Below are 14426 nucleotides of genomic sequence, written 5' to 3' on the forward strand. Positions count from 1 at the left end.
CCCTGTTCCCTCGTCCATGCGTCCGTCCTTAGGCCCTGCTTTGTCGGTAGGTTGCAAGCGCGCGTTCGCGTGCCTCGCGATGACCAACGCGCTTGGCAGGATATGAGGCCGGTCGTGCATCATAGGCTTCAGGATCGTGAATCGCCGTGTCATCGAGATGAGCCAATTCGGGCACCCATTGCCTGATATAATCACCCGCTTCGAATTTTGGAGACTGGGTTAGCGGTGCCATGATCCGGGAAAACAGGTTTGCGTCAACGCCACTGCCCGCCACCCATTGCCAATTCACGCTATTGTTGGCGTAATCCGCGTCCACCAATGTGTCCCAGAACCATTGCGCCCCGTGTCGCCAATCTATCAGAAGATGTTTGATGAGGAAGCTCGCGGCGATCATGCGAACCCGGTTGTGCATCCATCCGGTCGTCCAAAGCTGGCGCATACCGGCATCCACTATCGGGTAGCCCGTTCGTCCTGTTTTCCAGGCGGCAAAATCATCGACTGCTTCGCGCAAGCTGCGCCAAGCAAACCGATCGAAATCGGAGCGGGCGTTTTGTGACCCATAGGTCGGCAATGCCCAAATCTGCGTATGCGCATAGTCCCGCCAGATCAGTTCCTTAAGAAAGGTGGCCGCATCTGCCGCCGCCTCGCTCACCCGATGCCAGACATAGGCGGGAGAGACTTCGCCGAAATGGAGATGAGGAGAAAGCCGCGAAGTTCCTTCCACGGATGGAAGGTTACGCGCCACATCATAATTATCCGCCTCTTCGAGAAAGGAGGCGACGCGTTGGCGTGCTCCAGCTTCACCAGGCGACCAGTCCTCGGCAAAAGCTGCTGCCCAGTCGGGATGACGAGGGCATAGTTCCCAATCGTCGAGCGAATCGCTCGCGGGCCATTTTGCTGGCGCGTCGATCCTCGACGGGGTCGCGACAGGTTCGGCCGGTGGCATGTGAAGCATCATTGCCCGGGCGAACGGCGTGTATATCTGATAAAGATTGCCGCCCGACGTGCGGACACTCCCCGGCGGCAACAACAGCATACCGTCATGAAGCTGAAGATCGATCTCCTTCGCTGCTGCCCTTTCGGCATTCCGCCACCATGGCTCATAATGAGCAAGTGCATGCACTTGCTTGGCACCGGTTTCACGGGCGAGCCTCTCTAGCTGCTCGGCGCTCTCCCCTTTGCGCAGGATGAGGCGAGACCCTTTGCGACGAAGGCGGTCGTCCAGGGATTTCAGGCTGTGATGAAGCCACCATCGCTGCGCGCTGCCCATCTTCCATTGCTTTGGGGATGTATCGTCCAGGATATAGACCGGGATCACCGGCCCTTCCTTCACTGCCGCCGCCAGAGCTGCTTGATCAGATAAGCGGAGGTCTTGGCGAAACCAAAGGATCACGGGATTGGACATTAGCCAGCTTTGCCATTGCCAGGCCGAGCTTCCAATCCCCTCTCCCATTTCGACGCGAAAAGCTGTCCGGATATGGTGCTGGGCGTTTTAGCGCATGGACGGCCGCTGCTTCGCCCTTTATCATTGCACTGCACAAAGCGGGCCAATGGCTTGCGGCCAGGACAATGATCAGGGGACATCATGGCATCGGCGCCAAATGATTCGGAACTCGCGTATCGGCCCTGCGTCGGCGTGATGCTCGTTAGCATGGATGGCAAGGTCTTTGTCGGCCAGCGGATCGATAGCCAAGTGGAAGCTTGGCAAATGCCTCAGGGTGGAATCGATCATGGGGAGGAGGAAAGGACTGCCGCCCTGCGCGAACTGGGCGAGGAAACCGGCATCGGGCAGCATCATGTAGAGATCATCGCGAAGGCGCGGGACGAACATTTTTACGACTTGCCGCCTGAGCTTGTCGGAAAGCTATGGGGCGGCAAATATCGCGGTCAGCGCCAGATATGGTTCCTCGCGCGCTTCCTCGGCAGCGACGAGGATATCAACATCGCTACTGATGATGCCGAATTCTCAGAGTGGAAATGGATCGAGCCGGAAGCCCTTCCTGACGTGATCGTTCCGTTCAAGCGGAAGCTGTACCGGGACATTTTGCAGGAATTCAAGGCTCTCATCTGACCGGATCACTGATCCTTTCGGCCCGCTAGCGCGATCGGGAATAAATAGCGGTATCGCAAGGCTGGAGGCTATCAACTTCGTCTGATAAGCTCCAGCGCATGAACGGCCTTTCGTCGTCAGACCGCGAAATACTGGATCGCGCCGCAGCCGCCCCGATGCTGGATCAGGTTCAGAAATGGGCGGCTATTAATAGCGGATCGCGCAACCTTCCCGGTGTGGCGACGACTGCTTCGATGCTGGCAGATGCATTCTCCACGCTACCCGGCGACATTCGCCTGATCGAAGGCGCGAAAGTGGATGCCGTTGATTCCGAAGGGCGCGTTCAACTGGTCGAACATGGGCAGCATGTGCTGCTTTCCGTGCGACCCGACGCTGCTATCAGGCTGCTCCTGACCGGACATATGGACACGGTCTTTCCGGCGGATCATGGATTCCAGTCGCTTCGATGGACCGATCCCGGCAGTCTGAATGGTCCCGGCGTAGCCGATATGAAAGGCGGCCTCGCCGTCATGCTATCGGCACTCGGAGCGTTCGAGGGGGCATCGGCCGCCACCCGGATCGGTTATGACGTCGTCATAAACAGCGATGAGGAAGTTGGCAGTCCTTCTTCGGCAGACCTTCTCATGATAGCCGCGAAGGGGAAAGTTGCAGCGCTGACCTATGAACCGGCGCTTCCCGATGGCACGTTCGCGGGTGCGCGACCGGGTAGCGGGAATTTCTCCTTCATAGTCAGTGGCCGGAGCGCCCACGCCGGGCGCAACCCGGAAGAGGGCCGCAACGCTCTGCTCGCAGCAGCCGATCTCGCCCTCAAACTTAAAGCGGGGAGCGGCGCTGGCTTTACCTGCAATCCCGCGCGGATAGATGGAGGCTCCCCCAATAACGTTGTGCCCGACCGAGCGATCCTGCGGGTGAATTTCCGACCCCAGACTGCGGAGGCTGAGGAGAGCGCAAAGCGGCTCATCAGTAATTCCATACGCGACGTTGCTCGCGATCATGATGTGAGCTTGAAAGTTCACGGGGGCTTCGGCCGTCCGCCTAAACCTCTCGACGGAAAAGCTGCTGCCCTCTTCCAGTTGGTCAGGAAATGTGGCGCCGAGCTGGGCTTGGCCGTGAATTGGCGGGACACAGGAGGCGTTTGTGATGGCAACAACATTGCGGCGTGCGGCGTGCCTGTGGTGGACACGATGGGCGTTCGGGGCGGTGCCATTCATAGTGACGAGGAATATTTGATCGTCGAAAGCCTTGCCGAACGCGCGCAACTTTCCGCGCTCACCCTGCTGCGGATTGCGGAGGGCAAATTTCCACAGGAGAAGATAGTTTGAGCTTTGTCATGCGGACTGCGCGGGCGGATGATCTGCAAACCCTGTATGAATTAGCGAAAATAACGGGGGGCGGATTTACCAACCTGCCTGCTGACCGGAGGGCGCTGGAGCAGAAGCTGGTCCGGACCGAGATGGCGCTCGCTCGGGAGAGTGGAGGGGTGGAGGATGAGCTTATCCTGATGGTGCTTGAAAACTGCACCACGGGACAAGTTCGTGGTACTTGTCAGATTTTCAGCAAGGTAGGGCAAAGCTGGCCCTTCTATTCCTATCGCCTGGGCGTCCTGACCCAGCATAGCCGGGAATTGTCCCGCACATTCCGGGCGGAGATGCTGTCGCTCGTCACTGATCTGGAAGGCTCGACGGAGGTCGGCGGCCTCTTTCTGCATCCACGAGAGCGTGCTGAGGGCCTGGGCCTGCTGCTCGCCCGCAGCCGTTATCTCTATATCCGCAGTCATCGCGAACGCTTCGGAGACCGGGTGATAGCCGAGCTGCGCGGCGTGATCGATGAGGCAGGAGGCTCGCCTTTCTGGGATGGGCTTGCGGGGCGCTTCTTCGGCATGACCTTTCAGGAAGCGGATGAATTCAATGCGATCCATGGCAATCAGTTCATCGCGGACCTGATGCCCAAGACACCCATCTACACAGCGATGCTGAGCGACAGCGCAAAAGCGGTGATCGGCCTGCCCCATCCCAATGGCCGCGCTGCCATGCGGATGCTGGAGACGGAGGGTTTTACGAATCCGGGATATATCGACATATTCGACGGCGGCCCGACGATGGTGGGACAGATAGACGCACTGCAAACCATATCCCATGCGCAGGATGTGATCCTGTCCGCCGTTCATGACGGTGGAGGAGAAAGACAGCTGGTGGCCACCGGAGAACGCGCGGATTTTCGTTGCGCATATGCAATGGTCAAGGAAGACGGCGATAACCTGTCGCTTGATCGGCAAAGCGCCGAACGGCTGGGACTGGAACCCGGGCAGCAGTTCATGATGGTGTCCCGCGCATGACGGTCAGGGAAATCAACTTCGACGGCTTGATCGGGCCAAGCCACAATTATGCGGGGCTTAGCCTGGGAAACCTGGCATCGGCAGGAAGCGCGGGAACGACGTCATATCCCCGGGCCGCGGCGTTGGAAGGCATCGAGAAGATGCACGCGAACCTGCGCCTGGGACTAGTACAGGGTATATTCCTGCCCCAGTGGCGGCCGGACGGGCGATGGCTAAGCGCCTTGGGCACAAATATCGGCGAGGCTGAGCCCCATATCCGGGCGGCGGCGATGTCCGCGTCCTCCATGTGGGCGGCGAACGCGGCGACCGTGTCGCCCGGCCCCGATACGGCCGACGGACGCACGCACCTGACTATAGCTAACCTCGTCACCATGCCGCACCGAAGCCATGAGTGGCAGCAGACACTGGCCCAGTTGCAGGTCGCCTTCTCCGACAAGGATGCCTTTGCGATTCATCCCCCTATCCCCGCGCCCTATGGCGATGAAGGCGCGGCCAATCACATGCGACTGTGTGACAGCCATGCGGATCGGGGCGTCGAGATATTCGTCTATGGCCAATCCGGCGGCCCCTACCCCGCCCGTCAGCATGTGGAGGCCAGCAAAGCCGTCGCGCGGCTCCATGGCCTTGATCCGGCACGCACATTGTTCGTCATGCAGTCCGAGGAGGCGATAGCGGCTGGCGCCTTTCACAATGACGTCGTGGCCGTTGCCAACGAAACCGTGCTTTTCACCCATGAGCAGGCCTTCGCCGACAAGGCGCGTTTCTACGAACAACTGCGCGCCATGTTGCCCGCCGTCCAGATCATTGAGGTGCCAGCGGAGGCCGTCAGCCTGGCCGACGCCATCCAAAGCTATCTGTTCAATGCGCAACTGGTGACACTGCCGGATGGCCGCATGGCGCTGATCCTGCCTGCCGAGGCCAAGGGGGTTGCGAGTGTCTGGAACTGGCTGGAAAATCTGGTCGCGGGCAACGGCCCCATTCGCGAGTTGATCACCGTGAATGTGCGGCAATCCATGGCGAATGGCGGTGGCCCGGCCTGTCTGAGGCTGAGAGTCGTGGCTGATCCTGCCAATGTCGATCCCCGGTTCCTGGTGAACGAGACGAAGCTGGATGAGATCGCCAGTATAATCGAGCGCTATTGGCCTGAGCGGATCGTGCCCGCCGATCTGGCCGACACCCGGCTGATCGCCCAGATCGAACAATCGTGGTTAATGCTTGTTGACCATTTGCAGCTTTCGGGCGACTTAATTCCCTAGAGCAAGTCACAGCTCGAGTGGGACGATGGAACGGATCAAGCGCCTCTTTACGATCAAGACGAAGTTCGAGGCGTTCCTGGTCATCTATGCGCTCGCGCTGGGCGCCACCGAGCGCGGCATCGTCTATCTCCAGCAATATCCCGGTTTCGGCGGACAATTGCTCGCCCTGGCATGCACCGGATCGGTGTTCATGGCAGGCGGGATGATCATCGATGCCGTTGAGATGCGGCGGCGCCTCATCTTCTGAATAATTGCCTTCCGCAAAGCGGCGGTTGACCGGCGACGGACAGCCATGCAGGAGCGGCATCATGGCCGCTATCATGCTTCAGGGAACAGGGTCCGACGTTGGAAAGTCGGTACTCGTCGCGGGATTGTGCCGGGCGCTGGTGCGTCGGGGCTACAGTGTGCGCCCATTCAAGCCGCAGAATATGTCGAACAACGCAGCCGTCACCATCGATGGCGGAGAGATTGGCAGGGCGCAGGCTCTGCAGGCGCTGGCCGCTGGCGTAGAGCCACACAGCGACATGAACCCCGTACTGCTGAAGCCGCAGGCGGATCGTACATCGCAGTTGGTGGTCCATGGGAAGGTTCGCGGCGCGCTGAACGCCGGTAACTTCCGGACGGCTCGTGCCGAACTATTGGACGCGGTGTTGGCAAGCTACGACCGACTACAGCAGCAATGCGATATCGTCGTGGTCGAGGGGGCTGGCTCTCCAGCGGAAATCAACCTGCGGGACGGGGACATCGCGAACATGGGGTTCGCGCGCGCCGCCAACGTGCCGGTCATACTGGTCGGCGACATAGACCGGGGCGGCGTGATCGCTACGATCGCAGGCACGAAAGCTGTCATCGATCCGGCGGACGCGGCGATGATACGGGGGTTCCTGATCAACAAGTTCCGGGGCGACCCGGCCTTGTTCGAAGACGGTTATCGGCAGATCGAGCAATTATCGGGCTGGCGGGGATTTGGCGTGGTGCCATGGCTTACCGCTACCGCACGGTTGCCCAGCGAGGATGCGGTCGTGCTGGAACGGCCGAGCGGCGGGGGTGGCAAGCGCATCGTCATCGCCTGCCCTATCCTGCCCCGCATCGCGAATTTCGACGATCTGGACCCATTCAAGCTGGAACCAGAGGTGACACTTGTGATGGTGCCGCCCGGCCAGCCCATTCCAGCCGAAGCCAGCCTGATCATCCTGCCGGGATCCAAGGCGACGATCGCCGACCTGCGCGCAATGCGAGCCGAAGGTTGGGACATCGACATCCTTTCACATCATCGTCAGGGCAAGCCTATATTGGGAATTTGCGGTGGTTATCAGATGCTTGGTAAGCGCATCTCTGATCCGGATGGAATTGAGGGTGAACCCGGCAGCATCGAGGGGCTGGGCCTGCTCGACATCGAAACGCGGCTGACGGGCACTAAGTCGCTGGAAAGAGTGGCGGGCACGGCCTGGGCGCAGAGTTTCCAGGGGTATGAAATGCATCTCGGCTCTACCGAAGGGCCGGACTGTGCGCATCCCTTCGCTCGATTGGACGATGGGCGGGTCGATGGCGCGATCAGCGCCGATGGCCTTGTATCGGGCACCTATGTCCATGGCCTGTTTGCCAGCACAGGCGCTCGCGCCGGATTAATGGCCTCGATCGGCGTTCATTCTGAAGGCGTGGATTATTCCGCATCGGTCGATCGGGCGCTGGACGACATTGCAGAGCAACTGGAACGACATGTTGATATCGATGCGATGATCAGGATCGCCAACCGCGGCTGAAAGATCGCGATCGTGCTTAACTAGCGCTGGATATACAGGGGCCTGCGAAATCCCTGCATCATCTGAAACCACGTAAACAGGAACAGCTAAAGCAATCCCACAGGGGCGCCTTATAAGTCACTGATTTTCCGTGAAAAGAAAATGGTGCGCCCGGAACGATTCGAACGTCCGACCCTCAGATTCGTAGTCTGATGCTCTATCCAGCTGAGCTACGGGCGCGTTGTGGAGCGGCAGATAGAGGGGGGCGGGAGATTGAGCAACCCCCTTTTTTCAGTTTTTTTACGGCGTCCGCTCGGCAGTTTCGCCAGCGCAACTTTTTGCAGCGCTGGCTCGTTGCGAACAGGGGCAAGGAGGCGAAGCATGGCTTTCACTTTGAACGAGATTTCGCTGCTCGTGATCGCGCTGGCTATTGGATTGGTGATCGGCCTGATGATCAGCGGTCGGGGAAAATATAAGCGGCTGTGGCGTGATGAGAGGTTGGCTCATCGTGAAACGATTAAGGAGCGTGATGCGCGGATCGCCGCTGTTGCTTCTGACCGTAGAGCGGAGGCTGGAGATATTTCCGGCGAACGAAATGACCTGACGCGGATCAGAGGAATTTCGGCGAAAGACGCTGCTGAGTTAAAGGCTGCAGGCTATCACAGCTATGCGCAGCTCGGATCGATTGATCGTGAGGAGCAGGCTGCGCTGGAATCAAAACTGGGGCGAGAGCCAGGGACCATCGAACGCGAGGAATGGCGCCTGCAGGCGCGGCTGCTCGAAGCGGGCAAGGTGCGCGAGCATGAGCGGCGCTACCTGGAGGCGTAACAAGGTCCGGGTGCCCCTCCCACGGTTGCGGGAGGGGCTGGATCCTTACTTCTTTGCCAATGCAGCCTGAGCGGCGGCCAAGCGGGCAATCGGTACGCGGTAGGGCGAGGCCGAGACATAATCGAGACCGGTAGCCTCGCAGAAGGCAATGGAGGCCGGATCGCCGCCATGTTCGCCGCAGATACCGAGTTTGATCCCCGGACGGGTCGCGCGGCCGCGTTCGGCGGCCAGTTCGATGAGTTGGCCCACGCCCTCAACATCGATGCTGACGAACGGGTCGCGGGCGAAGATGCCCTTGTCCACATATTGCGTCAGGAACCGGCCCGCATCATCGCGGCTGATGCCGATGGTGGTTTGGGTGAGGTCGTTGGTGCCGAAGGAGAAGAATTCGCCCACTTCGGCGATCTCACCTGCCTTCAGCGCAGCGCGCGGCAGTTCGATCATGGTGCCGACGAGATATTCCACCGATGCGCCCTGCTCCGCGAACACTTCGCTGGCGACGCGATCGACGATCGCCTTCATCAGCTCCAGCTCCTTTTTGGTGGCGACGAGCGGGATCATGATTTCCGGGATCGGCGCCTCGCCGCTGCGCTGCTTGACGAGCAGCGCCGCCTCGAAGATGGCGCGGGCCTGCATCTCGTAGATTTCGGGGTAAGTGACGCCCAGACGGCAACCACGATGACCGAGCATCGGGTTGAACTCGTGCAGTTCGGCGGCGCGGCGCTTGAGCGCATCGACGCCGACGCCTGCGGCCTTGGCCACTTCCTCGAACTCCGCTTCGCCATGCGGCAGGAATTCGTGAAGCGGCGGGTCGAGCAGGCGGATGGTGACGGGCAGGCCCGCCATGACCATGAAGATTTGCGCGAAGTCGTCGCGCTGCTCCGGGAGCAGCTTGTCGAGGGCGACGCGGCGGCCCTTTTCACTGTCGGCGAGGATCATCTCGCGGACGGCGGTGATACGGGCGGCGTCGAAGAACATATGTTCGGTACGGCAGAGGCCGACGCCCTCCGCGCCGAACTCACGCGCGACCTGGCAGTCCTGGGGGGTTTCAGCGTTGGCGCGGACACGCAAGCGGCGGACCTTGTCGGCCCATGCCATCAGGACGCCGAAATCGCCCGCCAGTTCGGGCTGCACGGTCGGGACTTCGCCCGCCATCACCTCGCCGGTCGAGCCGTCGATGGTAAGGATGTCGCCTTCCTTGAGGGTGCGGCCCTCGATGCGCAGAGTCTTGGCGGCGTTGTCGATCGACAGGCTGCCCGCGCCGGAAACACAGGGGCGGCCCATGCCGCGCGCCACTACGGCGGCGTGTGACGTCATGCCACCGCGCGCGGTCAGGATGCCCTTCGCCGCGTGCATGCCGTGAATGTCTTCCGGGCTGGTTTCTACCCGAACGAGTATGACGGAATCGCCCAGCTCATTGCGGCGTTCGGCGGTGTCGGCATCGAACACGATCGCGCCCGAGGCCGCGCCCGGCGAGGCAGGCAGGCCCTTGGTCAGCACATCGCGGGGCGCCTTGGGGTCTAGCGTCGGGTGGAGAAGCTGGTCGAGCGCGGCGGGATCGACGCGGGCGACGGCTTCCTGCTCGGTGATCAGGCCCTCGGTCGCCATATCGACGGCGATCTTGAGCGCGGCCTTGGCGGTGCGCTTGCCCGAGCGGGTCTGGAGCATCCAGAGCTTGCCCTGCTGCACCGTGAACTCAATGTCCTGCATGTCGCGATAATGGGTTTCGAGGATCTGGAACACCCGCGCCAGTTCGGCATAGGTTTCCGGCATCGCCTCTTCCATCGACAGCGGCTTGGCCCCTGCCCGCTCGCGTGCCTGAAGGGTCAGATATTGCGGGGTGCGGATGCCCGCCACCACGTCCTCGCCCTGGGCGTTGATCAGATATTCGCCGTAGTAAGCGTTCTCGCCGGTCGCCGGGTCGCGGGTGAAGGCGACGCCGGTGGCCGAGGTGTCGCCCATATTGCCGAACACCATCGCCTGCACGTTTACGGCGGTTCCCCAATCGTGCGGAATGGAGTTCAGGCGGCGATAGACCTTGGCGCGGTCGGCCTGCCAGCTGCCGAACACGGCGCTGATTGCGCCCCACAGCTGGTCGTTTACGTCCTGCGGGAAAGGCTTGTTCCAGAGCTTTGAAACAAGGGCCTTATACTCGGCCACGAGCGCCTTCCAGTCGTCGGCGGTCATCTGCGTATCGAGCGTGTAGCCCTGATCTTCCTTGGCGATTTCGAGGGCTTCCTCGAACGCGCCATGGTCGAGTTCCAGCACCACGTCGGAATACATCTGGATGAAACGGCGGTAGCTGTCCCAGGCGAAACGCTCGTCGCCGCTCGCAGTGGCGAGGCCGACCACGGTTTCGTCGTTGAGGCCAAGGTTGAGGACCGTGTCCATCATGCCCGGCATGGAAATGCGAGCCCCGGAGCGGACGGAGACGAGCAGCGGGTCGGCCGCGTCGCCGAACTTCTTGCCGGTTACGCCTTCGATATGGGCGATGCCGTTCGCGACTTCCGCCTTCAGGCTGTCCGGGAATACGCCGCCATCTTCATAATAGCGGGTGCACATCTCGGTCGTGATGGTGAAGCCCGGAGGCACCGGCAGGCCGATGGCGGCCATGCCGTCCAGATTGGCGCCCTTGCCGCCGAGGAGATTCTTGTTACCCTTGCCACCATCATCGACGCCGCCGCCGAAACGATAGACATAACGCGTCGCGGTCGTGCTCATGCTGGCCTCTTCCATTGTCAACATAGTCCCGGCTCTCCCTGCACTGATTGCCGTGTATTTGTGCGTTGCAGCAACTTTCCTACAACAGGCGGGGCGATGAACGCACCCGCTTTTACGATGATCCTTTGTTCTTCTCTATCCTCTATCGCCGTGAAGCGTCGGACTTTTCTGAACTATCCTGCAATTTTCGAGAAGTCGGCGACCGCATGCACGGCGTCCCGCACCCGCGCCAGCAGCGCGAGGCGAGCCGACCGCTTGGCCGGATCAGCGTCGTTCACGGTGACCTTGTCGAAGAAGGCGTCGATCGGCGCGCGCAATGTTGCGAGTGCGGCCATCGCGCCTTCGAAATCTTCCGCCGTGACAGCTGCTGTGGCGCGGGGTTCGGCGGTGTCGAGGGCGGCGATGAGATCGGCTTCGGCTGGTTCGGGGGTGTAGGTCAGTTCGACCTTTTCGGCGGTCTCCACGCCTTCCTTCTTCAGGATGTTGGCGGCGCGCTTGTATCCGGCGAGGAGGTTCGTGCCGTCGTCGGTGGCGATGAAGGATTGGAGGGCCTTCACGCGGGCGAGCAGGCGGACGAGATCGTCCTCTCCGCCGAGGGCGAATACGGCGTCGATCAGGTCGTGACGGACGCCTGCTTCCTTTTGCTGGACTTTTAGGCGGTCGGCGAAGAAATCCAGCACAAGAGGCCACAGCGCATTGCCAAAAGCAAAAGGCGCGCCTTTAAATTGCTCCGCTGCGGCAGATATATCCTCAACCGCATCAATCTCTTCCACTGCGCCGATGGCTTTCAATAGAGGCGACTGCAAGCCTGTTCTCAACCCATTGATCAGGAGCAGGGAAAGGACGCCTAGAGCGGCGCGCCGAAGAGCAAATGGATCCTTTGAGCCTGTCGGCTTTTCATCAATGGCGAAGAAAGCAACGATCGTATCGAGCTTATCAGCCAGAGAAACAGCAATCGTTACGGGCGCGGTTGGCACCTCATCCCCCTGCCCAACCGGCTTGTAATGATCGCGGATGGCGTCGGCCACGGCATCCGGCAGCCCTTCGGCGCGGGCGTAGTAGCCGCCCATGATGCCTTGGAGTTCGGGGAACTCGCCGACCATTTCGGTGACGAGGTCAGCTTTGGCGAGGCGGGCGGCTTGTTCGGCTAGGTCTGCGAGTTGCTCGGTCGTTGGGACTTGCCCACCCCCGGCCCCTCCCGCTTGCGGGAGGGGAGACTTTGCTGTGACGATACCTTGTTCTACGAACCAGCGGGCAAGCTTGCCTACGCGGTTGACCTTGTCGGCGACGGTGCCTAGCTTTTCGTGGAAGGTGATGCGTTCGAGCTTCTTGGCGTGGTCCTCGAGCCTCGTCTTGCGGTCCTGTTCCCAGAAGAAGCGGGCGTCGGACAAGCGCGCGGCGAGGACCTTGCGGTTGCCTGCGATGATGGCTTCGCCGCCGTCCTTAGCTTCGATATTGGCCGTGCAGATGAAGGCGGGCGCAAGCTTGCCCGCGCCGTCACGCAGCACGAAATATTTCTGATTTATCCGTAGGGTTAGCTGGATTACTTCAGGTGGCACCTCGAGGAAGGCTGGGTCGAAATCGCCGAGCAAGGGCACCGGCCATTCGGTCAGGCCAGCATTCTCCGCGATGAGGCCCTTGTCCTCGATCACGGTGTAGCCCTTCGCGGCGGCGGCTTCGTTCGCCTTTACCTCGATGATCGACTGACGTTCCTGATGGCTGACGATCACATGGCAGGCGCGCAGCTTTTCGACATAGTCGTGCGCGCCGCCGATGGTGATTTCGCCGGGGTGGTGGAAACGGTGGCCGAGCGTGGCGTAGCCGCTGCGCGTGCCTTCGATCTCGATATCGACAAGGTCTTCGCCGAGGATCGCGACGATGCCCTGCAACGGGCGAACCCAGCGGAGGCTTTCGGTTGTCTGCGAGGCTGTGCCCCAGCGCATGGACTTGGGCCAGGGGAAGGCGCGGACGACGGCCGGGACGGCTTCGGCGAGGACCTCGGCGGTGCTTCGCATGGGAGATGTAGCGACAGCAAACCAAGTCCCATCACGATCTTCTATTTTATCGCGACTGATGCCAATTTTCCTCAGAAAGCCCTCAAGTGCTTGCTCGGGAGCACTCGTACGCGGTCCCTTAAATTCAACACTGACAGCTTCTGTCTGATTTGGAAGATCATGAGCAATTAGCGCGAGCCGCCGGGGAGTTACATAAGTCGTCACTTTCCCCGGAGTAAGGTTCAATGCTCCCACGTGCTCATTGAACAAGCGGGCGAGGTCTTCGGATGCCTTGAGCTGCATCCGGGCCGGGATTTCTTCGCAGCGGAGTTCGAGGAGGAAATCGGTCATGCGATTTTCTCCGCAGCGTTAGAGGAGGATGGGGTCTGATGCCGAATGATGTAGCGCGTGGGGCATGAGATCCCAGCTTGCGCTGGGATGACGGTGTTGAACATCTGCATCATGCGGCCCACCCGTTTACTTCCATCCACTTTTCGCAGGAGCCTTTCGCAAGGTCGCGGACGCGGCCGATGTAGCTGGCGCGTTCCTGGACGGAGATGACGCCGCGGGCCTGGAGCAGGTTGAAGACGTGGCTTGCCTTGATTGCCTGATCATAGGCGGCGAGCGGGACGCCAGCCTCCAGCGACGCCTTGCACTCGGCTTCGGCATCCTTGAACCAGCGGAACAACTTTTCAGTGTCGGCGATCTCGAAATTCCATTTCGACATCTGTTGTTCGTTGGCGAGGAACACATCGCCATAGGTGACGCCTGCGTCATTGAACTTCAGGTCATAGACGCTGTCCACGCCCTGAATATACATGGCGAGGCGTTCGAGGCCGTAGGTTAGCTCGCCCGCGACCGGCTTGCAGTCGAAGCCGCCCATCTGCTGGAAATAGGTGAACTGGGTAACTTCCATGCCATCGCACCAGACTTCCCAGCCAAGACCCCAGGCGCCGAGCGTCGGGCTTTCCCAGTCATCCTCAACGAAGCGAATGTCGTGGATCAGCGGATCGATGCCGATCTCGACCAACGACCCCAGATACAGCTCCTGAAGGTTCGCCGGGGACGGCTTCATGATCACCTGATATTGGTAATAATGCTGGAGGCGATTGGGGTTTTCGCCATAGCGACCGTCGGTCGGGCGGCGGCTGGGCTGCACATAGGCGGCATTCCAGGCGTCCGGGCCAAGGCTGCGCAAGGTGGTGGCGGGGTGGAACGTGCCCGCGCCGACCTCCATGTCATAGGGTTGCAGGATGACACAGCCCTGCTTTCCCCAATAGGCGTGCAGGGTCAGGATCAGGTCCTGAAAGGAGAGCGGCTTTCCTGTCGCCACGGACGGTCCCTTGCGAAAATGACGGTTTGATCGCGCGCGCCTTGGCGCAGGAGGGCTTTTGGGTCAAGGAAAAGCGGGCTTAAAGGCGGTTAATCCGCTTGCCCAAACGCCCCCTGCCCCGCATGGATATGGCGAAACTCTTCGCA

Annotated in this window: 11 protein-coding genes and 1 tRNA gene; 7 read left to right on the forward strand and 5 right to left on the reverse strand. The window is 60.8% G+C overall.

Annotated elements, in window-relative coordinates; all coding sequences use genetic code 11:
- Positions 1–28 precede the first annotated feature (28 nt).
- Entirely contained in the window at positions 29–1405 is a 1377-nt protein-coding gene (locus ACZ5TH_RS05400; RefSeq protein WP_464794874.1) for a cryptochrome/photolyase family protein, read from the reverse strand.
- A 180-nt stretch (positions 1406–1585) separates the two neighbouring features.
- On the opposite strand from ACZ5TH_RS05400, the gene ACZ5TH_RS05405 reads away from it, so the two are divergent.
- From ACZ5TH_RS05405 to ACZ5TH_RS05430, 6 genes are all read left to right on the forward strand, one after another.
- Entirely contained in the window at positions 1586–2071 is a 486-nt protein-coding gene (locus tag ACZ5TH_RS05405; protein WP_464792082.1) for an RNA pyrophosphohydrolase, read from the forward strand.
- 98 nt (positions 2072–2169) lie between these two features.
- Positions 2170–3393 carry a hydrolase gene (locus ACZ5TH_RS05410; protein WP_464794875.1) on the forward strand — a complete coding sequence of 408 codons (1224 nt, stop codon included), beginning with the start codon at positions 2170–2172 and terminating at the stop codon, positions 3391–3393.
- A complete protein-coding gene (locus ACZ5TH_RS05415) occupies positions 3390–4406 on the forward strand; it encodes an arginine N-succinyltransferase (protein ID WP_464794876.1) in 1017 nt (338 codons plus the stop codon). The genes ACZ5TH_RS05410 and ACZ5TH_RS05415 overlap by 4 nt, the downstream gene beginning before the upstream one ends.
- Positions 4403–5662 carry an N-succinylarginine dihydrolase gene (locus ACZ5TH_RS05420; protein ID WP_464794877.1) on the forward strand — a complete coding sequence of 420 codons (1260 nt, stop codon included), beginning with the start codon at positions 4403–4405 and terminating at the stop codon, positions 5660–5662. Before ACZ5TH_RS05415 ends, ACZ5TH_RS05420 begins: the two co-directional genes overlap by 4 nt.
- Positions 5663–5687: 25 nt before the next feature.
- Entirely contained in the window at positions 5688–5909 is a 222-nt protein-coding gene (locus tag ACZ5TH_RS05425) for a hypothetical protein (protein WP_449472509.1), read from the forward strand.
- A 61-nt stretch (positions 5910–5970) separates the two neighbouring features.
- Entirely contained in the window at positions 5971–7425 is a 1455-nt protein-coding gene (locus ACZ5TH_RS05430; RefSeq protein ID WP_464794878.1) for a cobyric acid synthase, read from the forward strand.
- Between the two features lie 142 nt (positions 7426–7567).
- Here ACZ5TH_RS05430 and ACZ5TH_RS05435 read toward each other — a convergent pair.
- Positions 7568–7644, reverse strand: a tRNA-Arg gene (locus ACZ5TH_RS05435).
- Between the two features lie 141 nt (positions 7645–7785).
- Between ACZ5TH_RS05435 and ACZ5TH_RS05440 the strand changes: the two genes are divergently transcribed.
- Positions 7786–8232, forward strand: a complete 447-nt coding sequence (locus ACZ5TH_RS05440; RefSeq protein WP_464794879.1) for a hypothetical protein — start codon at positions 7786–7788, stop codon at positions 8230–8232.
- A 45-nt stretch (positions 8233–8277) separates the two neighbouring features.
- On the opposite strand, the gene ppdK is transcribed toward ACZ5TH_RS05440, so the two are convergent.
- The 3 genes from ppdK to ACZ5TH_RS05455 form a co-directional block, all read right to left on the reverse strand.
- Positions 8278–10977: a pyruvate, phosphate dikinase gene (gene ppdK / locus ACZ5TH_RS05445; RefSeq protein WP_464794880.1), complete on the reverse strand. Its 2700-nt coding sequence runs from the start codon at positions 10975–10977 to the stop codon at positions 8278–8280.
- A 149-nt stretch (positions 10978–11126) separates the two neighbouring features.
- Positions 11127–13298, reverse strand: a complete 2172-nt coding sequence (gene glyS, locus ACZ5TH_RS05450; RefSeq protein ID WP_464794881.1) for a glycine--tRNA ligase subunit beta — start codon at positions 13296–13298, stop codon at positions 11127–11129.
- A 109-nt stretch (positions 13299–13407) separates the two neighbouring features.
- Positions 13408–14280, reverse strand: a complete 873-nt coding sequence (locus tag ACZ5TH_RS05455; RefSeq protein WP_464794882.1) for a glycine--tRNA ligase subunit alpha — start codon at positions 14278–14280, stop codon at positions 13408–13410.
- Between the last annotated feature and the right edge of the window lie 146 nt (positions 14281–14426).

This window comes from Sphingobium sp. TomTYG73, from assembly GCF_055394245.1.

Coding starts and splice junctions, on each gene's coding strand:
- ACZ5TH_RS05400 (WP_464794874.1), bottom strand. CDS start 1,405: ATGTCCAATCCCGTGATCCTTTGGTTTCGCCAAGACCTCCGCTTATCT.
- ACZ5TH_RS05405 (WP_464792082.1), top strand. CDS start 1,586: ATGGCATCGGCGCCAAATGATTCGGAACTCGCGTATCGGCCCTGCGTC.
- ACZ5TH_RS05410 (WP_464794875.1), top strand. CDS start 2,170: ATGAACGGCCTTTCGTCGTCAGACCGCGAAATACTGGATCGCGCCGCA.
- ACZ5TH_RS05420 (WP_464794877.1), top strand. CDS start 4,403: ATGACGGTCAGGGAAATCAACTTCGACGGCTTGATCGGGCCAAGCCAC.
- ACZ5TH_RS05425 (WP_449472509.1), top strand. CDS start 5,688: ATGGAACGGATCAAGCGCCTCTTTACGATCAAGACGAAGTTCGAGGCG.
- ACZ5TH_RS05430 (WP_464794878.1), top strand. CDS start 5,971: ATGGCCGCTATCATGCTTCAGGGAACAGGGTCCGACGTTGGAAAGTCG.
- ACZ5TH_RS05440 (WP_464794879.1), top strand. CDS start 7,786: ATGGCTTTCACTTTGAACGAGATTTCGCTGCTCGTGATCGCGCTGGCT.
- ppdK (WP_464794880.1), bottom strand. CDS start 10,977: ATGTTGACAATGGAAGAGGCCAGCATGAGCACGACCGCGACGCGTTAT.
- glyS (WP_464794881.1), bottom strand. CDS start 13,298: ATGACCGATTTCCTCCTCGAACTCCGCTGCGAAGAAATCCCGGCCCGG.